This is a genomic window from Butyricicoccus porcorum (assembly GCF_051246315.1).
Classification (GTDB): domain Bacteria; phylum Bacillota; class Clostridia; order Oscillospirales; family Butyricicoccaceae; genus Butyricicoccus_A; species Butyricicoccus_A porcorum.
Map to the genome: position 1 here is coordinate 1,862,310 of NZ_CP178353.1, position 19,240 is coordinate 1,881,549.

General features: G+C 56.0%; 21 protein-coding genes. 12 read left to right on the top strand and 9 right to left on the bottom strand.

The annotated features are described in order from the left end of the window. Nucleotides 1–3: 3 nt before the first annotated feature. The 4 genes from upp to ACLM7Z_RS09235 are packed head-to-tail and all read right to left on the bottom strand — an operon-like array spanning nt 4 to nt 3,469. Nucleotides 4–633: a uracil phosphoribosyltransferase gene (gene upp / locus ACLM7Z_RS09220; protein ID WP_087020099.1), complete on the bottom strand. Its 630-nt coding sequence runs from the start codon at nt 631–633 to the stop codon at nt 4–6. A gap of 6 nt (nt 634–639) precedes the next feature. Then, entirely contained in the window at nt 640–1,371 is a 732-nt protein-coding gene (gene tsaB / locus ACLM7Z_RS09225) for a tRNA (adenosine(37)-N6)-threonylcarbamoyltransferase complex dimerization subunit type 1 TsaB (RefSeq protein WP_087020102.1), read from the bottom strand. Continuing rightward, nucleotides 1,368–1,796: a tRNA (adenosine(37)-N6)-threonylcarbamoyltransferase complex ATPase subunit type 1 TsaE gene (tsaE, locus tag ACLM7Z_RS09230; RefSeq protein WP_087020105.1), complete on the bottom strand. Its 429-nt coding sequence runs from the start codon at nt 1,794–1,796 to the stop codon at nt 1,368–1,370. The genes tsaB and tsaE overlap by 4 nt, the downstream gene beginning before the upstream one ends. A 2-nt stretch (nt 1,797–1,798) precedes the next feature. Continuing rightward, nucleotides 1,799–3,469, bottom strand: a complete 1,671-nt coding sequence (locus ACLM7Z_RS09235; RefSeq protein ID WP_087020109.1) for a formate--tetrahydrofolate ligase — start codon at nt 3,467–3,469, stop codon at nt 1,799–1,801. A 345-nt stretch (nt 3,470–3,814) separates the two neighbouring features. On the opposite strand from ACLM7Z_RS09235, the gene ACLM7Z_RS09240 reads away from it, so the two are divergent. Then, nucleotides 3,815–5,143 (top strand): FtsW/RodA/SpoVE family cell cycle protein, encoded by a 1,329-nt coding sequence (locus ACLM7Z_RS09240; protein ID WP_435644932.1) that lies wholly within the window; start codon nt 3,815–3,817, stop codon nt 5,141–5,143. 48 nt (nt 5,144–5,191) lie between these two features. On the opposite strand, the gene ACLM7Z_RS09245 is transcribed toward ACLM7Z_RS09240, so the two are convergent. Continuing rightward, the gene (locus tag ACLM7Z_RS09245) at nt 5,192–5,806 is read right to left on the bottom strand and encodes a DUF5067 domain-containing protein (RefSeq protein ID WP_273350369.1); all 615 of its coding nucleotides are present in this window, start codon (nt 5,804–5,806) and stop codon (nt 5,192–5,194) included. 207 nt (nt 5,807–6,013) lie between these two features. Between ACLM7Z_RS09245 and ACLM7Z_RS09250 the strand changes: the two genes are divergently transcribed. After that, nucleotides 6,014–6,448 carry an RrF2 family transcriptional regulator gene (locus tag ACLM7Z_RS09250; protein ID WP_435644933.1) on the top strand — a complete coding sequence of 145 codons (435 nt, stop codon included), beginning with the start codon at nt 6,014–6,016 and terminating at the stop codon, nt 6,446–6,448. A 53-nt stretch (nt 6,449–6,501) separates the two neighbouring features. Here the strand turns inward: ACLM7Z_RS09250 and epsC are convergent, their stop codons facing one another. Next, the gene (gene epsC / locus ACLM7Z_RS09255; protein WP_087020118.1) at nt 6,502–7,425 is read right to left on the bottom strand and encodes a serine O-acetyltransferase EpsC; all 924 of its coding nucleotides are present in this window, start codon (nt 7,423–7,425) and stop codon (nt 6,502–6,504) included. Nucleotides 7,426–7,598: 173 nt separating this feature from the next. On the opposite strand from epsC, the gene ACLM7Z_RS09260 reads away from it, so the two are divergent. Continuing rightward, a complete protein-coding gene (locus tag ACLM7Z_RS09260) occupies nt 7,599–8,342 on the top strand; it encodes a tRNA threonylcarbamoyladenosine dehydratase (RefSeq protein ID WP_087020121.1) in 744 nt (247 codons plus the stop codon). A 49-nt stretch (nt 8,343–8,391) separates the two neighbouring features. Here the strand turns inward: ACLM7Z_RS09260 and ACLM7Z_RS09265 are convergent, their stop codons facing one another. The 3 genes from ACLM7Z_RS09265 to ACLM7Z_RS09275 are packed head-to-tail and all read right to left on the bottom strand — an operon-like array spanning nt 8,392 to nt 11,860. Continuing rightward, on the bottom strand, nt 8,392–10,662 hold the full coding sequence (locus ACLM7Z_RS09265; RefSeq protein ID WP_435644934.1) for a xanthine dehydrogenase family protein molybdopterin-binding subunit: 2,271 nt from the start codon (nt 10,660–10,662) through the stop codon (nt 8,392–8,394). Next, nucleotides 10,659–11,111, bottom strand: coding sequence for a (2Fe-2S)-binding protein (locus tag ACLM7Z_RS09270; RefSeq protein ID WP_087020127.1), 453 nt, complete (start codon nt 11,109–11,111; stop codon nt 10,659–10,661). Before ACLM7Z_RS09270 ends, ACLM7Z_RS09265 begins: the two co-directional genes overlap by 4 nt. Then, nucleotides 11,102–11,860, bottom strand: coding sequence for an FAD binding domain-containing protein (locus ACLM7Z_RS09275; RefSeq protein ID WP_087020130.1), 759 nt, complete (start codon nt 11,858–11,860; stop codon nt 11,102–11,104). The genes ACLM7Z_RS09270 and ACLM7Z_RS09275 overlap by 10 nt, the downstream gene beginning before the upstream one ends. Before the next feature lie 123 nt (nt 11,861–11,983). Between ACLM7Z_RS09275 and ACLM7Z_RS09280 the strand changes: the two genes are divergently transcribed. From ACLM7Z_RS09280 to ispF, 9 genes are all read left to right on the top strand, one after another. Continuing rightward, complete coding sequence (locus ACLM7Z_RS09280; RefSeq protein WP_435644935.1) at nt 11,984–12,154, top strand: hypothetical protein; 171 nt, start codon at nt 11,984–11,986, stop codon at nt 12,152–12,154. 97 nt (nt 12,155–12,251) lie between these two features. Beyond that, nucleotides 12,252–14,372: a glycogen debranching protein GlgX gene (glgX, locus tag ACLM7Z_RS09285; RefSeq protein WP_435645769.1), complete on the top strand. Its 2,121-nt coding sequence runs from the start codon at nt 12,252–12,254 to the stop codon at nt 14,370–14,372. Then, a complete protein-coding gene (gene mutY, locus ACLM7Z_RS09290; protein WP_087020139.1) occupies nt 14,369–15,409 on the top strand; it encodes an A/G-specific adenine glycosylase in 1,041 nt (346 codons plus the stop codon). The genes glgX and mutY overlap by 4 nt, the downstream gene beginning before the upstream one ends. 128 nt (nt 15,410–15,537) lie before the next feature. Further along, a complete protein-coding gene (locus ACLM7Z_RS09295) occupies nt 15,538–16,488 on the top strand; it encodes an ROK family glucokinase (protein WP_087020142.1) in 951 nt (316 codons plus the stop codon). A 103-nt stretch (nt 16,489–16,591) separates the two neighbouring features. Then, the gene (locus tag ACLM7Z_RS09300) at nt 16,592–16,798 is read left to right on the top strand and encodes a hypothetical protein (RefSeq protein WP_087020145.1); all 207 of its coding nucleotides are present in this window, start codon (nt 16,592–16,594) and stop codon (nt 16,796–16,798) included. Continuing rightward, a complete protein-coding gene (locus ACLM7Z_RS09305) occupies nt 16,753–17,391 on the top strand; it encodes a peptidase M50 (protein WP_273350498.1) in 639 nt (212 codons plus the stop codon). The genes ACLM7Z_RS09300 and ACLM7Z_RS09305 overlap by 46 nt, the downstream gene beginning before the upstream one ends. Before the next feature lie 53 nt (nt 17,392–17,444). After that, entirely contained in the window at nt 17,445–17,933 is a 489-nt protein-coding gene (locus tag ACLM7Z_RS09310; protein WP_165761114.1) for a CarD family transcriptional regulator, read from the top strand. A 21-nt stretch (nt 17,934–17,954) separates the two neighbouring features. Beyond that, nucleotides 17,955–18,698, top strand: a complete 744-nt coding sequence (gene ispD / locus ACLM7Z_RS09315; protein ID WP_087020155.1) for a 2-C-methyl-D-erythritol 4-phosphate cytidylyltransferase — start codon at nt 17,955–17,957, stop codon at nt 18,696–18,698. Next, complete coding sequence (gene ispF, locus ACLM7Z_RS09320) at nt 18,695–19,168, top strand: 2-C-methyl-D-erythritol 2,4-cyclodiphosphate synthase (protein ID WP_087020158.1); 474 nt, start codon at nt 18,695–18,697, stop codon at nt 19,166–19,168. The genes ispD and ispF overlap by 4 nt, the downstream gene beginning before the upstream one ends. Nucleotides 19,169–19,240 lie beyond the last annotated feature (72 nt).

Consider the following 19,240-nt stretch of genomic DNA (forward strand, 5'->3'; position numbering starts at 1 on the left):
TGTTTACTTGGTGCCGAACAGACGGTCTCCTGCGTCGCCTACGCCGGGGACGATATAGCCCTTGGAATTGAGCTTTTCGTCGATGGCTGCGCAGTAGACTTCGACATCCGGATGCTCTTCCTGAATGGCCTGAAGCGATTCCGGAACAGCGAGAATGGAAATCAGCTTGATGTTCTGCACGCCGTAGTTCTTGAGGAACTGGATGGCAGCGATGGCAGAACCGCCGGTTGCCAGCATCGGGTCTACAATAATGACATCGCGGCTGCTGATATCAGTCGGCAGCTTGCAGTAATATTCGACCGGCTGCAAGGTATCCGGATCGCGATACAGACCGATATGACCGATCTTGGCATTCGGGATCAGATCGAGAACGCCGTCAACCATGCCGAGGCCGGCGCGCAGAATGCAGACGATAGCCAGCTTTTTGCCGGAAATAAAGCTCGCCTTGGTGCGGGCGATCGGGGTTTCAATTTCAACTTCCTTGAGCGGAAGGTCGCGGGTAGCCTCATAGCACAGCAAGGTGGAGATTTCCTCAACTGCCTCGCGGAATTCTTTGGGGCCGGTAGACTTGTCGCGCATGAGAGACAGCTTGTGTACAATCAGCGGATGATCCATTACGTGAACCTGAGCCATGATTCGTTACTCCTTTGTTGTAATGTGGGTGGTTTGAGCAGCCTCGCGTGCGAGCCGTTCGCGGACGGCCTGCGGCTGGCGCAAATAGCACGGCAGCAGCTGCGCGGCAGATATCAGGTGCCCTTCCTGTGCAAGGCGGTGCGCTTCCATGGCAGCGCCGTGGGCACAGGGGAAAATCAAACCGGGTGGTGCGGGGACAACATCCAGTTCCCCCGAACCGATGAACTCATTATAGCACATTTGTGCGCCATCTCCAACCAAAAGAACGGATTTTCCCAAAGAAATCAGTTCTTTTTTGAGATCGCTTTTGGTAATCAGCCGATCGGGCGTCAGTCGTTCCAGATTGCCGCCGGAGCTGGTAAACAGCGCGTTGTAGAGCTGACTGCGGCGCGCGTCCATAACCGGACAGATAATGCGGTCGGTCAGCGTGACATTCCATGCCGCGCCTGCGAGGCTGGAAACGCCGATGCACGGCAGGCTTTTGCCGTCTGCAATGCCTTTGGCAGTAGCGACGCCGATGCGGATGCCGGTGAAGGAACCGGGGCCGGTGACGGCGGCGACGGCATCGATGTCATCCATCGTCAGCTGGGATGCCGCCATGACATGGTCGATCATTGGCAGCAGGGTTGCGCTGTGCGTCAGCCCGCAGTTCTGGAATGACTGTGCCAGCAGTTTGGTGTCTTCTGTCACGCAGACCGAAGCGGACAGCGAGGAGGATTCCAGTGTAAGAATTTTCAAAGTGTAGTCCCTCCGTCTATCGTGATGATGCGGTCGGTTTCGCCTGCGCCGCGGCGGATATCGACCGTGACATGCGGCTCCGGCAGAGCACCTGCAATGTTTTCGCTCCATTCGACGAGCAAAATGGTATCGCCGTCGAAATAGTCATCCCAGCCGATGTCGTACAGCGCGTCCTCATCCAGGATGCGGTACATATCGAAATGGCAGACACGGCACAGATCGGTGTCATATTCGTTGACAATGGCAAAGGTCGGGCTGGTGACGCGCCCGGTATAGCCAAGCGCATGCAGGAAGCCGCGGCAGAATGCCGTTTTGCCTGCGCCGAGGTCGCCGGTAAAAGCCACGAGTGCACCCGGGGACAGCTTTTTGGCCAGCATACCGCCCGCGCGCTCCGTGTCAGCAACATTGTGTGTTTGAATTACCATAATCAGAACAGTCCGGTGATGCGTCCTTCCTCATCGACATCGATGTTAAAGGCAGCCGGCTTCTTCGGCAGACCCGGCATGGTCATGATTGCACCGGTCTCACAGACAACAAAGCCTGCGCCCGCGCTGACGCGCACCGTGCGGACATTGACAGTGAAGCCGGTCGGACGGCCGAGCTTTGCGGCGTCATCAGACAGAGAATACTGGGTTTTTGCGATGCAGACCGGAAGATTGCCATAGCCCAGCTTCGTGATTGCATCGATGGACTTTTCCGCTGCCGGAGAATAGGAAACACCGTCTGCGCCATAGATTTCCTTTGCGACGGTCTCAATCTTTTCTCTGAGCGGCATCTCGTCCGGATACAGCGGCGAGAAAGCGGCCTTGCCGCTGTCTGCTTCTTCGATGACCATCTGTGCCAGCTCCATGCCGCCGTCTGCGCCCTTTGCAAATACCTCAGACAGGGCATAGCGTGCGCCCATATCGTGGCACAGCGTGCGCAGGTATTCGATTTCCGCGTCAGTATCGGAAGCGAAGCGGTTGATTGCGACAACGACCGGGACATGGTACTTGCCGATGTTCTCGATGTGCTTCTGAAGGTTGACCGAACCGGCCTTGAGCGCTTCCAGGTTTTCCGTACCGAGATCTGCCTTGGCAACGCCGCCATTGTACTTCAGTGCACGGATGGTTGCGACGAGGACAACGCAGTCCGGATGCAGACCGGCCTTGCGGCACTTGATGTCGAAGAATTTTTCTGCGCCGAGGTCTGCACCGAAGCCGGCCTCGGTAACAGTATAATCCGCCAGCTTGAGCGCCATACGCGTCGCGGAGATGGAGTTACAGCCGTGTGCAATATTGGCAAACGGACCGCCATGCATCAGGCAAGGAGAACCGGTCAGCGTCTGTACCAGATTCGGCTTGAGTGCATCCTTGAGCAGGGCAGTCATGGCGCCGTCTGCCTTGAGGTCACGTGCGAATACCGGAGAGCCGTCATAACGGTATGCAACCAGAATATCGCCGCAGCGCTTTTTCAGGTCAGACAGGCTGGTAGCCAGACAGAGGATTGCCATGACCTCACTGGCGACAGTAATCATATAGTGATCCTCGCGCGGTACACCGCTCATCGGACCGCCCATACCAACGACAATGTTGCGCAGTGCGCGGTCGTTCATGTCGACGACACGGGTAAAGACAATGCGGCGCGGGTCGATCTGAAGCTCGTTGCCCTGCTGCAAATGGTTGTCAATCATTGCGCACAGCAGATTGTTTGCCGCGCCGATGGCGTGCATGTCACCGGTAAAGTGCAGATTGATATCCTCCATCGGGACAACCTGTGCATAGCCGCCGCCGGCAGCGCCGCCCTTTACGCCGAATACCGGGCCGAGCGACGGCTCGCGCAGCGCGATGATAGAGCTTTTGCCCATCTTGTCCAACGCCTGTCCCAGACCGACAGTCGTGGTCGTTTTGCCTTCGCCCGCAGGTGTCGGGTTGATGGCGGTTACCAGAATCAGCTTGCCGTCCGGCTTGTCCTTCAGTCGTTTCCAGGCATCGTCGGAAATCTTAGCCTTGTACTTTCCATAGTACTCCAGTTCGTCCTCCAGAAGGCCCGCCTTTGCCGCAACGTCGCGGATCGGCTGCATGGAACAATTCTGTGCAATTTCGATATCAGTAAGCATAAGAAAAACTCCTTTTTCAAACTGAGATTTGTGTTCGTGTGCGAATGGCATCCGTTGCCGGAGGCCCAAATATATTTCCTATTATACCATGAATATATGGAAAATGAAGCCTAAGTTTTGCAAATTACGGAGAATTCCGTACAAAACTGTAAATTTGTGCGAGATGACGGCAATCCGCGTGCGGGAAAATGCGATTTGCAGCAAAAAACTATTTACCACGTGCGACAAAGGTGGTATGATTATTAGGTATTAAATCTGAAACGGATGCGGTTGAATCCCAGTCTGTGTACAGGTCTTCCGCAGCCGCGGAAACGGATTTCCGTTTTCCGGAAAGGGTATCAGTTCATGCAACATTTGAAAGAGAAAATGAGCCGGTATTTTCGGACGATGGACTATTTTCTGCTGCTGATCGCGCTGTTTTGTTCGGCGTTCGGCATGGTTTTGATTTATTCCGCAACCCACAGCCTGGATGGCGGCAGTACGCGGTATATGGTCATCCAGGGTCTGGCGATTGTACTCGGTCTGATCGGCTTTGTGATCGTGTCCTGTGTCGATCTGGAAAAGCTGGCGGGCTGGTGGCGGATTGTCCTCGTCGTGAATGTTCTGTTCCAGCTGTCGCTGATTCTGTTTGGCTATGAGGACGGCGGCAATAAGAGCTGGCTGCGCTTCGGTGGAATCGGCATTCAGCCGGCAGAGCTGGGCAAGCTGTTGTTTATTTTCACGTTTGCCAAGCACATCAACCTGCTGCGTTATCGGCTCAATCGTGTGCGCAGCCTGCTGATGCTGGGTGCGCACCTGCTTGCGATCATGGCAGCAATCATCCTGCCGTCGCATGATGTCGGTATGTCGTTGCCGTATGTCTTTATCGCTGTGCTTATGCTGTTCTCCGCAGGCCTCAGCTTAAAGTGGTTTGCCGGCGGTGCGATTCTGGCCTGCGCGGCAGTACCGATCCTGTGGCAGGTACTCAGTAGCATTCAGAAGAACCGTATTCTGGTTCTGTTTGATCCGACGATTGCACCGGATACATATTGGCAGCAGGAGCAGAGCCGCATTGCCATCGGTTCAGGCAAGCTGTTCGGCACCGGTTTCCTCCAGGGCAACCAGACGCAAAACAACATGTTGCCGGAGAAGCAGACCGATTTTATTTTCGGCGTTGCCGGAGAGGAATGGGGACTGGTCGGATGCATGGTCATCGTAATCGCACTGATGGCTTTGATATTCCGTACTTTTTTCATTGCATATCATGCACACGGACAAATTTCATCGCTCATATGCGTCGGTGTGGGCAGTATGATGCTGTTCCAGACCTATGAAAATATTTTCATGTGCCTCGGCATCGGCCCGGTTATGGGTCTGACGCTGCCGTTTTTCAGCTATGGCGGTTCGTCGATTGCAACGATGTATCTGGCACTCGGTATGGTAGTCAGCGTTTCCCGGCGTGAAAAAAAGCGCAGGCTGAAGGGACTTCCGGCAGGGGAACACCTCGTTTCGGAGGAGGCAGAGCGTTTGGGCGAAAAGCGTTCCAATGAAACTGCTGTGCCGCTGCGGCAGCAGCTCCAGCAGCTCGGAGACAGGGCAAAGGATCTGAAATCGCGTGTGAAAATCGATTGGGTGCCCCAAAAAAAGAAAAAAGACAGCTCCGGGAAACGGGATGAGAATTCCGGAGACAAATAAAAAGCGGAGTTCGCGCGTTGCGAACTCCGTTTTTTGCTGATATGTGAATTATTTGCTCTTTACATTTGTTTCGGGATAATCTTCCATTGGCATGCCAGCGATGTCCAGTGTGCGGCACAGGGCATCCGCAGAGCTGTCACGAAGATCCTTAATTTCCAGTTCAACCGGAAGATCGGTAGAAGACAGCTTGAAATAACCGGCGCAGACGATAGATTCCCCGGGATCGAGCAGCGTGAGCAGGGCAGAGTATTCCGGGTCAGTCTCGGCCGGGGTGGCATAGTCCAGCGCTTCCTGTGGATCACCCTGATACGCATTGGGGATGACGGTTGTGCTGAACGAAGCAGACGATTTGGAATCATTTCGGAATTGGCATTCTACACGCAGCGCCGGCTCGCCGTCACGGTCTTCACGGATGCTGTAGCCGAGGATGGTCACAGAACAGTCGCGGTAGACACGTGTATTGGGATCCTCCTGTGCAGATGACGATCCGGATGCGGAACCGGGGGACGGAACAGCAGAACCGGAAGGAATGACAGGCTCAGCGGGAGCTGAACCGGTATCCGATGTATCGGCGGAGCCTGCCGGCGTGGCTGGCGTTGTACCGCAGGCAGTTAAAGTAAGACTCAGAAGACAGGTTGCGAGCATTGCGCCCAGCTTTTTCATGGCAGAAACCTCCCTATTTGTGAAACGTCGAATAATATCATAACATTTTGTTAACACAGATACAAGTAAAAAAATGGGCTTTGCCGAGTTTTTGTACAGAAGTTTCATACGCATCGGAAGGTTTCTGTCAACATCGTACAGAAAAGAACAAAAAGAGCTTGCATGCCTATTTTTCCTACTGTATAATAGGAAAAGGAGGAAGATGGCATGAGAATTTCGACAAAGGGCCGGTATGCGCTTCGCCTGATGCTTGATCTGGCGCTGCATGACACCGGCGAAAATATAGCACTGAAAACAATCGCAAAGCGTCAGAACATCAGCGGGAAGTATCTCGAGCAGATCATTGGTATGCTGACGAAGGCGGGTTTTGTCAAGAGTGTGCGCGGTTCATCCGGCGGCTACCGCCTGGCAAAAGCACCGGAGGAATACACGGTAGGTGACATCCTGCGCCTGACGGAGGGTTCACTCGTGCCGGTTGCCTGCGTGGAGGAGGGCGTGGAGACCTGTCCGAAGGCAGAAAACTGTGTCACCCTGACGCTGTGGAAGCAGCTCAATGATGCAATCAACGGCGTAGTTGACCATGTGACACTGGCTGATTTGGTCGAGCGCAGCGAGAACATGGGCGATTTTTATTCCATATAAATCGGATTCCATCTGACGGCGAAACAGCCGGGGCATTGCCCCGGCTGTTGTGTTTACTGCTGGTTTCCCGATGCTTCATAGGCCTTTTCTCCGAAGTCATCTACGGTCAGCTCGGGATTTTTGACACTGACGCGCGAGAAGGGCGGAATAGAGGAGGTAATAAATGCATTGCCGCCGATGGTACAGCCCTTGCCGATGACAGTCTGGCCGCCCAGAATCGAAACATTGGAATAAATCGTGACGTCGTCCTCAATGGTCGGGTGGCGCTTTTTGCCTGCCAGCTTGAGACCGGCACGGGTGGAAAGTGCACCCAGTGTGACGCCCTGATAGATTTTGACATTGTTGCCGATGGTGGTGGTCTCGCCAATCACGACGCCGGTGCCGTGGTCGATGAAGAAATATTCACCGATGGTCGCGCCGGAGTTAATATCAATGCCGGTCAGGCCGTGGACATATTCACTCATGATGCGTGGGATATACGGAATATCGCGCAGATACAGTTCATGTGCAATACGATGGACAAAGATCGCATTCAGGCCCGGATAGGAAAAGATGACCTGCTCACGGCTGCCTGCGGCAGGGTCGCCGTTGAGTGCGGCTTCTACATCGATGAGTAGCAGCTTTTGAATGCGCGGCAATTCCATGAGCAGTTCGGAGGCAGCTTCCTCGGCGCGCAGCGTGATGCTTTTTGTGCGGCCGCCTTCTCGGTAGGCGAGCGCCAGCTCAATCTGTGGACACAGCTCTTCATAAATGCGGGTCAACATATGGCCTGCGAAATAAGGCGCAGAGGTGCGTGTCGGCTTCTCGTCGCCGAAATAGCCGGGGAACAGAAGCTGGCGGAAATCATTCAGAATCTGAATGATGGCGTTGCGGTTTGGCCGTTCCAGACCGTCGCGGGTAAAAAATAAGTCACTGGACTGGTAGCCGGTTTGCAGCTGCCGGACGATATCGTCCAGATGGTCGTTAAAATGGGACATGGCGGTGATCTCCTTATACATATAAACGGCTGCGAGAGGCAGCCATTTCCTACCGTACTAGTATAACAATAAATGCGGCACAATGCAACAACCAGTGCATTGACAGTCCGCAGCCTGCTGCACTATACTGGAACAAATACAATTCAATTGATATCAAACCGGGAGGACAAACTATGCGGGAAGAATTTGTGCGCACTGAAGCAGTATTTGGCACGGAAGCGATGGAACGGCTGGAACGGGCACGGGTTGCTGTGTTCGGCATCGGCGGTGTGGGCGGTCATGCTGTGGATGCACTGGCGCGCAGCGGCGTCGGCGCACTCGATCTGTTTGACGATGACACGGTGTCGCTTTCCAATATCAACCGGCAGCTTGTGGCGACGCATGCGACGCTCGGACGGCAGAAGACAGAGGTCATGCGAGAGCACATTCTGGATATCAATCCGGACTGCGCGGTCACAGTGCACAATCTGTTTTATCTGCCGGAGACCGCAGACCGCATTGATTTGAGCGTATATGATTATATCATCGACGCAGTTGACACTGTGTCAGCCAAAATCGAGCTGGTATGCCGGGCCAATCAGGCGGGCGTGCCGATCATCTGCTCCATGGGTGCAGGCAACAAGCTCGATCCGACGCGCTTTGAAGTGGCGGATATTTATCAGACATCCGTTGACCCGCTGGCGCGCGTTATGCGGCGCGAACTGAAAAAACGCGGAATCCGCCATCTGAAAACAGTATATTCCAGAGAAGAGCCGTCTGCGCTCAAACGTGAGATTGCAAACGCTACTGTAGCGGGACGTCCGGGCAACAGCAAAAAGCAGGCACCGGGCAGTCTGGCGTTTGTGCCGTCCATTGCCGGGCTGATTTTAGCCGGAGAGGTGCTCAAGGATCTGGCGGGGATTTCCTCGCGCGCATGAAAAATGCGGACTGTCGAATGATAACGACGGTCCGCATTTTCTGTATTGGTTATTTCTGTCCCATCAGGATTTTTTCCGGTTTGATCGGCAGGGTGGTCACACGCACGCCGGTCGCCTGGCATACAGCCTGTGCAATCGCGGGAGCGGGTGTGTTGATGACGACTTCACCGATGGATTTTGCGCCGTACGGGCCGGTCGACTCGTAGCTTTCGGAGAAGTCCACGACAATTTCGCCCGTATCCATACGGGTTGGGATTTTATAATTCATAAAGCTGTCGGTCATCATTTTGCCGTTCTGCTGATACTGTACGTCTTCGAACAGGGCGAAGCCGATGCCCTGAGACAGTCCGCCTTCGGTCTGCACGCGGGCGAGCGCGCGGTTGATCGGCGTGCCGCAGTCGACGACACCGACCATTTTAATGACATCGGTTTTGCCGGTTTCCGGGTCAGTCTCGGTTTCAACAAAGCCTGCCATAAACGGCGGTGGAGAGATCGGGGAGCCATGAGATGCGGTTGCGACCAACTGATGTGTCTGCGGGCCTGCAACAAGTGCTGATGCGAGATCGTCGAGCGCGAGCGATTTCCCGTCCTCGGAGGTGACGGCTGCGCCGTCAAAGGTGAGCGCTTCACGCGGGCAGTCCATGCGCACTGCCGCCTCATCCAGAATCAGCTCCTGCATGTGTTCGCAGGCCTTGACAACTGCCATGCCGGTGACATAGGTGGAAGCAGAGGCATATGAGCCCGGGTCATACGGCGATACATCGGTATCGACGCCGTGCACCATGACTTTTTCCATCGGGCAGTTCATCGCATCGGCGACCATCTGTGCAAAAATTGTATCACAGCCCGTGCCCATGTCAGTTGCGCCGATCATCAGCGTGTAAAAACCGAAATCCTCCAGCCGCAGCTCGACAGAGGCGGTGTCGACATTCGCAATGCCGGAGCCCTGCATGCAGATTGCCATGCCCATGCCGCGGATTTTTCCGTCCGGCATGACCTGGCGGTGTGGCTTTTCGTTCCAGCCGCTCAGCTCCATGCCGCGGGTGATGCAGCCGCGCAGGCCGGTGGAGTTCAGGTATTTGATTTCCGGCGTCATAAAGACCTCTGCGCCTTCCTTTGCGATGTTGCGCAGGCGCAGCTCTGCCGGGTCAATGCCTGCCTTTTCTGCGAGCTGGTTGATGGTAGATTCCAGTGCAAACGTGCCCTGTGTCGCGCCGTAGCCGCGGAAGGCAGCGGCGGGCTCCATGTTGGTGTATACGACATCCCAGGTAAACCGTCCGCCCTTGAGCTTGTTGTACAGCGGGATGGTCTTGTGTCCGACCAAGCCGACGACTGTTGAGCCGTGTTCGCCGTATGCGCCGGTGTTGGACAGTGATTCCATGGAAATTGCGGTGATGTTGCCCTCTGCGTCACAGCCTGCACGCGCACGCACGCGCATCTGATGGCGGCTGTTGGAGCAGGCAAACGCCTCCTGCCGCGTAAAGATCAGCTTGGACGGCTTGCCGGTCAGCCAAGTGACCGCAGCCGGATAAAATTCAGAGACCGAGGTCTGCTTTGCGCCGAAGCCGCCGCCAATGCGCGGCTTGATGATGCGTACCTTTGTGTATGGGATGCCGAGCATGGTTGCCACATGGCGGCGGGCATGGAACGGAACCTGCGTGGAAGAGACCAGCGTCAGGCGGCCGGAATATTCCATATAGGCGTAGGAACGGAAGGTCTCCATCATGCACTGTTGCTGTGCGGGGGTGTAATAGGTACAGTCGACCGTGTAAGCACATTTGGCAAATTCCGCGTCGAAGTCACCGAAATCTTCACTGCCGGAGGTAATAATGTTGCGTTCCGGGGCATAGCCGAACGGCGCTTTGGCAAAGCTGTCATCGTCGTGCACACGGATTGGGTTGTCCTTCGCCGTTTCAAAGTCCAGAACCGGTTCGAGTACCTGATATATGACTTTGATGAGCTTGCACGCCTGCTCGGCGTGTTTTTCGGTATCCGCCGCGACGATGGCTGCGACATCGCCGACATAGCGCATGGTGTCATCGCACAGCACGCGGTCATAGGGCGACCATTCGGGATAGGTCTGCCCTGCGGAGGTATAGCGGTGGCGCGGTGCGTTTTTACAGGTGAGGATCAGCTCGACACCCGGCACCTTTTCCGCAATTTTTGTGTCGATATCGACAATTTTTGCGTGTGCATGCGGGGAGCGGAGCAGCTTGATAATCAGGCAGTCCTTCGGCGCGAGGTCGTCGGTATACACCGGCTTGCCCTGTACCAGCGCATCCGCATCCAGCTTCTTCACTGCGGTATTGACGTATTTCACGCTTCCACCTCCATATATTTGCGGATGGCGCGCATCTGCCCCATGTAACCGGTGCAGCGGCACAGGTTGCCGGACAGATACTGCCGGATTTCCTCTTCTGTCGGGTTGGACAGCTCGCGCTTCATTGCGAGCACATTCATGATAAAGCCGGGGGAGCAGAAGCCGCACTGCTCTGCGCCCTCTGCGGCGAGGAAATCGGTAAATTTTTTGGATTCCTCCAGTACACCCTCCAGCGTGGTGATTTCATGCCCTGCGGCACGCGCCGCGAGCACCGAGCAGGACAGCACGGGCGTGCCATCCATCCAGACCGTACACAGGCCGCAGTTGGTGGTTTCACAGCCGCACTTGACGGAATAACAGCCGCAGTCACGGACAAAGGTGTATAGTGTGGTGTCCGGATCGACGAGGCGGGTATATTTTTTGCCGTTGATGGCGATGGTTATCTGCATGCCTGTACCTCCTCAAGCGCACGGCGGATGAGAACGGGACAGATTTTGCGGCGGTACTCCGCACTGGCCCGCATGTTGGATGAAAAATTCAGGCTGTCGGTAATGGCCTGTGCGTCCGGTGCCTGCCCCTGGTAGGCGAGACATGCCTTCTGCGGGCGCGCGCCAACCGAAATGCGGTGTATGCCGTCCCGACAGGAAACCGCACAGGTCAGCACGGGAAAATCGGTTGCCTGAAAGCGCATATGCTGATAGGATGCGGCATACGCTTGTTTGGGCAGGATGATGCACTCCAGAATATCCTTTTCATACGGCATAGCGGCGAAGTCCTCGATGGAAACCGTGCCGCGATGGTATAGCCTGACCTGTGCGGGCAGGGCGAGCAGCGCGGTGAGCACATCGGAAAAGCCGAAACGCCCGTACACGCTGCCGCCAACGGTCGCCGTGTTGCGGAACTGTGTGCCGACGATGCCGGAAACCGCGTCGCGGAACAGCGTTCCGTATTGCTGGCGCAGCAGCTCGCTGGTTTCGAGCTGGCGCAGGGAAACCATGGCACCGATTTCAATGGTATCGCCTGTATCGGTAATGCGGTCCAGACCCAGCGCAGAAAGGTCGATGGCGGTGCCGATGGCGCGCCGGCCGAGCCGCAGCCACATGCAGCCGCCCAGAACCGTGTTGTTGCGCGCCGCAGTCAGCGCCTGGTAGGCTTCTTCCAGACTGGAAGGGCATAGAAACTGACGGATGGTATACATATTTTCTCTTCTCCTCCTGCAAAATGGAGCATAATACAAATACTATCATTATAACAAAATTTACTGAGAAAACAAGAAAAACAAACGATTTCAATGATAATATCGGACAAAAAAGTAAAAGGTGTGGAAAAACATACGGATAGCGCGAAAGGAACGGATTTTTCTTTGAAACAGAAATTGAAAACAATTGACAATCCAGTGAAAAAAGATGATAATAATAAGCAAGATTATTACACTGGCGGAGTTTTGATTACCGCTCGCTATAGAATAAAACGAGGTGAGTCACTTGTCTGAACAGAGTCGGAACACAAGGCCGAATTCTTACAGCAGTGTACCGGGAGATATACCTGCTTCCATGCGGCAGGATGATATGGAAACGATTTTACAAAACATGGAATCCGTGCTGCGCGTGCGCAACCGGAAGAACTTCTTTCACCCAATGCGGGAGATTGGCGGCTTTAAGACCTGTCCCGGATACTGTCTGCAAAATGGCGCCTTTGAATTGCCGGGCGGCATCAATTTTACCATTACGTCGCAGGGTGCAACCAGCGTCGAGCTGGTTCTGTTCAAGCGCCGCCAGTCGGAGCCGTTTGCGGTGCTCCCGTTTCCCGATGAATACCGCGTCGGCAGCGTCTATTCTATGATTGTCTTCGGGCTTCAGATCGATGAATTTGAGTATGCATATCGGATTGGTGGCCCGTATGACCCGAAAAAAGGCCTGCTGTATGATAAGAAAAATCTCCTGCTCGATCCGTATGCCCGTGCGGTTGCGGGTCAGTCTGCCTGGGGCACGCGCCCGCAGACCGGCTTTGAGTACCGCGGACGCATTGTTTCGTCCAATTTCGACTGGCATGGCGTGCGTTCCCCGCACATTGAGATGCAGGATCTGGTCATCTATGAAACACATGTGCGCGGTTTTACGCGCCATGAATCGTCTGATGTCACACATCCGGGAACCTTTGACGGACTGATGGAAAAAATCCCATATCTCAGGGATCTGGGTGTCAACGCCGTCGAGCTGATGCCGATTTTCGAGTTCGATGAAATGCGCGATATGCGCGTGCATGACGGTAAGCTGCTGCTCGATTACTGGGGATATAACCCAGTGGCATTCTTTGCGCCCAATACGGCGTATTCTGCCGAGCATGAATTTACCAACGAGGGAGACGAGCTGCGCCGTCTGGTCCGTGCGCTGCATAAAAACGGCATGGAAGTCATTCTGGACGTCGTGTTCAACCACACGGCCGAGGGCAATGAGGACGGCTCGATTTTCTCGTTTAAGGGTGTGGACAATTCCGTCTATTATCTGCTCGAACCGGACGGAAAATACTATAATTTCAGCGGCTGCGGCAATACGGTCAACTGTAACCATCCGGTTGTCCATCAGATGATTGTCGAGTGCCTGCGCTATTGGGTCATTGAATACCGCATCGATGGTTTCCGCTTCGACCTGGCATCCATTCTCGGGCGCAATGAGGACGGCACACCGATGCACAACCCGCCGCTGCTCGAATCGCTCGCAGCTGATCCGCTGCTCGCGGGCGTCAAGCTGATTGCGGAGGCATGGGACGCAGGTGGACTGTATCAGGTTGGCTCGTTCCCATCGCGCGGCGACCGCTGGGCGGAATGGAACGGCAAGTACCGCGATGACCTGCGCTGCTTCCTCAAGGGTGACAGCGGCATGGCAAAAGCCACATCTTACCGCATTCTGGGTTCGCAGGATCTATACCCGCCGACCAAGCGCGGCGAGTGTGCATCCGTCAACTTTATTACCTGTCACGACGGCTTTACGCTGTATGATCTGTATACCTATAACAAAAAGCACAACGATGCCAACGGCTGGGACAACACGGACGGTGAATCCAACAACAACAGCTGGAACTGCGGCGTGGAGGGCGAAACAGATCGCCAGGATGTCAATGATCTGCGCCGCCGATTGCAAAAAAATGCGGCTGCGGTGCTGATGTGCTCCCGCGGTACGCCGATGTTCCTCGCGGGGGATGAATTCGGCAATACGCAGTTTGGCAACAACAATGCATATTGTCAGGACAATGAAATTTCCTGGTTGGACTGGAATCTGCTGGAGAAAAACCGGTCACTGCATGATTTCTTCCGTTATATGATTCATTTCCGCAAAAAGCATCCGATTCTGCGCGGACATACCAAGCCGGCAGAGAGTCGCTTCCCGGAGACCAGCCTGCACTCCGCAAAGCCGTGGGATGCCAATTATCAGGAAGATACACGCGTCATCGGCGTGACCTTTGCCGGGCGCAATGAAGACGACACGGCGGATGATATTGTGCACATTGCCCTCAATTCTCACTGGGAAGGGCATCAGGTGCAGCTGCCGGAGCTGCCGGACGGCATGTATTGGAGGATCGCAGTCAATACGTTTAACGGTCCGGAGAGCGATTGTATTGAAAACATTGAGGATATGCCCGTATCGCACAGTGGAATTGTCTGGCTTGAGCCGCGTTCTGTGATGATTCTCGTGGCAGCAGAGGGCAAATGACGGAAAAAGAACGTCTGAATGAGGCAGTTGATGCGCTGTGCCGCTGGTATCGCGCCGGGCATCGTGATTTGCCATGGCGCCGGACGCCTACACCGTACCATGTGTGGGTGTCGGAGATTATGCTTCAGCAGACGCGCGTGCAGGCGGTGCTGCCATATTATGAGCGCTTCATGCGCGCACTGCCGACGGTGCAGGCGCTTGCAGAGGTGCCGGAGGAACAGCTGATGAAGCTGTGGGAAGGCCTTGGCTATTACAGCCGTGCGCGCAACCTGCAAAAAGCGGCACGCGTGGTGTGCACACAGTACGGCGGTGAGATGCCATGCACCCGTGACGAACTTCTTGCCCTGCCGGGCATCGGCCCGTATACGGCGGGAGCAGTGGCGTCCATTGCGGGCGGGCAGACGTGCCCGGCTGTGGATGGCAATGTGCTGCGCGTGCTGTCTCGCCTGTTTGCACGCGAATGGGATATCCGGGCGCAGGCAGTCAAGCGGCAGGCGGAACGCGAGCTGACAGCCGTGATTCCGGCGGACTGTCCGGGCGACTGCAACCAGGCGCTGATGGAGCTGGGCGCGATGGTGTGCCTGCCGAACGGTGCACCGCTGTGCGATCACTGTCCAGTGGCAGGACTGTGTCTGGCACATGCAGCGGGAGTTGAGCAGAGGCTCCCGGTTCGCGCGCCGAAAAAACAGCGTCCTGTGGAAAACCGCACGGTTGTTCTGCTGTGGAAGGACGGCAGAATCGCGCTGCGCAAGCGTCCCAATCGTGGCCTTCTGGCGGGACTGTGGGAATTCCCAAACTTTCTGGAGGGAGAAGACGCGGAAAAACAGCTCGGTGTGCGCCTGATGGAAATTCGTCCGCTCAAGCGTGCAAAGCATGTGTTCACTCATCTGGAGTGGCATATGACCGGTATTTCTGCACGAACGGAGGACGGCGGTCTGTTTACATGGGTCACGCCGGAGCAACTGGAACACGACATTGCGCTGCCCAGTGCGTTCTGTGCCTATCGCGCCATTGCGCTTGAACAATTCAAATTGTAAACACAGGTGTATTTTCGCCCCCGGCGGCGGAGATACACCTTTTGCTTTGGACGGATTTATGGTACAATGGACAGGAACAAGAGGCTTTTTGAAACAGGATACATTTGATTCAAAAGAGAGGGATTGCAATGAAAAAGTATTACATTGGCGCAGATATCGGCGGCACAACGGTAAAAATGGGCCTGTATAGTGAAGAAGCCGGATGGGTTGAAAAATGGGAAATCCCAACCCGTACGGAAAAAAGCGGAGCATATATTCTGCCGGATGTTGCGGATACGATTGCGCAGACCTGCGCCGGGCACGGCATTTCCATGGCCGATGTCGCAGGCATCGGCGTGGGCGTGCCGGGACCTGTCCTGCGCAACGGCACGGTCAACGGCTGTGTCAATCTCGGCTGGGGTGTGGTCAATGTCGCCGATGTACTCGGCGGGCTGACGAACTTGCCGGTTTATGTGGCAAACGATGCAAACATTGCAGCACTCGGCGAGCAGTGGAAGGGCGCAGGCAGTGCATACCAGAGCGTTGTCCTGTTGACGCTGGGCACTGGTGTTGGCGGCGGCGTCATTCTGGATGGCAGAATTGTAACCGGCGTTGTCGGTGGTGCAGGCGAGGTCGGACATATGCCGGTATTTGACCACAGCGAGGGCGCATGCAACTGCGGCAAGGACAACTGTCTGGAGCTGGCTGGCTCCGCGACAGGCGTACTGCGCGATGCAAAGCGGCGTCTGGCGGAGAGCGATGCGCCATCTGCCATGCGCGGAATTGAAAATCTGACTGCCAAGGATGTCTGTGACTGCTGCGCAGCGGGCGATACGCTGGCACAGGCGTGCATCCGTCGCACGACGGATGCGCTCGGCACGGCGATTGCAAGCATTGGCTGTGTGCTCAACCCGGAAGCGTTCCTGTTTGGCGGCGGCATGGCGGCAGCGGGGGAACTGCTGCTCGAGCCGATTCGTAAGGTCTACCGCGAAAAGGTATTCCCGCCGCTGCGCGACACACCGGTGCTGCGTGCGACGCTCGGCAATGAGGCCGGTATCACAGGCGGCGTCCGTCTGGTACAGGTTTCGCAGGAAAAGTAAATAACAGGAGATCTGGACCGCGCTGCATCGAAGAACATTCCGGTGCAGGCGGTCTTTTTTTGCGCCGCGCTGCATAGGATAACAGGGAAGGAGGGACGACCGAATGGGGGAGACAATTCGGAGTGCGCTGTGGTGCACCGTGGTCTGTCTGGGAATTCTTCTGACAGCCCGGATGCTGCGTGCGTCCGGCGCGCTGTCCTTCCTGCCGGAGAACGATGCGGGGAAGGCAGCTGCGGTGCTCGGCAGTGCCGTTTCACAGGACGGATGGTCGGAGGAGCTGGTGGCAGTATTCGCGGCGCAGGGAGAGTAACGGCGGCAAAGCTGCGTGCAGAGCCGTCGTTTTATGTATTCTGGGCGGTGTTCTGCCTGCTGGACAGCGAAGGTGTGCTTCCGGTATTCGCAGGTGCGGCGTTGGTGCACGAGCTGGGACATGTGTTCGCCATCTATGCGTGCGGCGGACAGGTGGAATATGTCAGGTTGTCCGCGTGTGGTGCAGTGCTCCGGCAGAGCAGGCCGCTCAGCGATCTGTCCGACTGTGCGATTGCATTGGCAGGACCGACGGCAGGCATAACGGCGGCTTTGTTGCTCTCAGCCGTGGGTTTCCCCACGGCAGCGGGTGCCAATGTGATTCTGTCAGCGTTCAACTGTCTGCCGCTTCTGCCGCTGGACGGCGGCTGTGCCTTGGCCGCCCTGCTTGCCTTGCTGCCGCCGCGCGCCGCAGAAACAGGACAGCGTGCGCTGGTACAGCTCTCGCTTGCCGGCACATGTATGCTGATTTTGGGCGGTGCGGCGCTGCTGCTGCACACCGGACGCAATGCGACCGTGCTGGCAGCGGGGTTGTTTTTACTCGGCGCGAACCGCTCTTTGTTGCATGAACTGACTAATTATGGTATGATACAATAGAAATCATACTGTACATCCATCGGATGAAAAACGGTGGAAACAGGGGTGATGAATTGACCTTTTCTGTCGGGGATCATGTGCTCCATCCGCTGCATGGCGCGGGCACAATTACATCGATTTCCGTCCGGCAGACCGGCAGCGGCGCGCAAAAATATTATGTGCTGCATCTGGCGCTGGATGGTGCGGTGGTGTATGTCCCGATTTCCTGCTGCAAACAGGTCGGGCTGCGCCCGGTTTGCAGTGCGCAGGAGGCACAGTGTATTCTGTGCGGTGAAATTGGCGTTTTGCCGCCGCAGCCATCGGATTGGGGCGTGCGGTATCGAAACAATATGGAACGCATGCGTTCCGGCGATATCCGAAAGGTTGCACAGGTCGTGTGCTGCCTGCGGCAGAGAAACCGCAGGCGTGCGCTGGCGGGAAGTGAAAAACGCATGCTGGAATGCGCGGAGCGGATCCTGCATTCTGAGCTGATGCTCGCCGCCGGGCTGAGCCGGGACGAGGTAAGACAGAGACTCGAACAACTGTGGAAACGGCTGAGATAACAGAACGGATAGAGGAAAAATATGCTGGATTTATTTAAGAAAAGACCGCAGGACAGGCACGAGCCGGAAACACGCGGCAAGAAGGTATATGCCATTATTCCGGCCGCGGGTTCCTCGCGCAGGATGGGCGGCGGAAATAAGCTGGTAATGGAGCTGGGCGGACAGCCGATTTTGTGCCGGACACTCCGGGTTTTCAATGCGTGCGATGTAATTGACGGCATCATTTTGGTCTGCCGCAGGCAGGATCAGAAGACGTATGCCTCGCTGTGCGCGGACTGGAAGATTGACAAAGTGGCGAAGATTGTCGAGGGTGGCCCGTCGCGTGAGCATTCGGTGCTCAACGGCGTGCTTGCCTGCGGAAAGGAAATCGGCTATGTCGCCATTCATGATGCCGCACGCCCGCTGATTACGGAAGACATCATCCGGGAGACTGTGGAGGCGGCAAAGCGCGATTCGGCGGCGGCTCCGGCGGTCGGCGTCAAGGACAGCATTCAGCGCGTCCAGAAGGGAAAAATGATGGAAAATGTCGACCGCGAGACCATCATGGCGGTGCAGACACCGCAGTGTTTTGACATTGACCTCATCCGTGCGGCGCTGACGAAGGCGATTGACAGCGGCACAAGCCTGACGGATGACTGCGGCGCAGTCACAAAGCTCGGTCAGCCGGTCAGCATGACGCGCGGCAGTTATGACAACATTAAGATCACAACGCCGGAGGATGTCATCCTCGGCGAGGTTATTCTGAAAGGACGGTCGCGCCGATGAGAATTGGACATGGGTATGACGTACATCGCCTTGTGGAAGGGCGTGCCTGTATCATCGGCGGCGTGAATATTCCATATGAAAAGGGGCTTCTCGGGCACAGCGATGCGGATGTGTTGACGCATGCCGTCATGGATGCGCTGCTCGGTGCGGCGGCGCTGGGGGATATCGGACATCTGTTCCCTGACAATGACGATGCATTCCTCGGCGCGGATAGTCTGCTGCTGCTGCGCCGTGTCAACAGCGTGCTGAAGGAGCACGGCTGGAAGCTGGGCAATCTGGACGCGACGGTCGTCGCACAGGCACCGAAGATGGCGCCGCACATCGTACAGATGCGGCAGAACCTCGCGGACTGCCTGGAGGCGGATCTTTCGTGCGTCAGCGTCAAGGCAACGACGGAGGAACACATGGGCTTTACCGGCTCCGGCGAGGGAATTGCGGCACATGCGGTATGCCTGCTCGAAACAATTTGAATGCTCCGATTCCCACAGCCGGTTCAGCCGGTTTGTGGGAATTTTTCATGCGCTTTTATGAAAAAAGCGGAA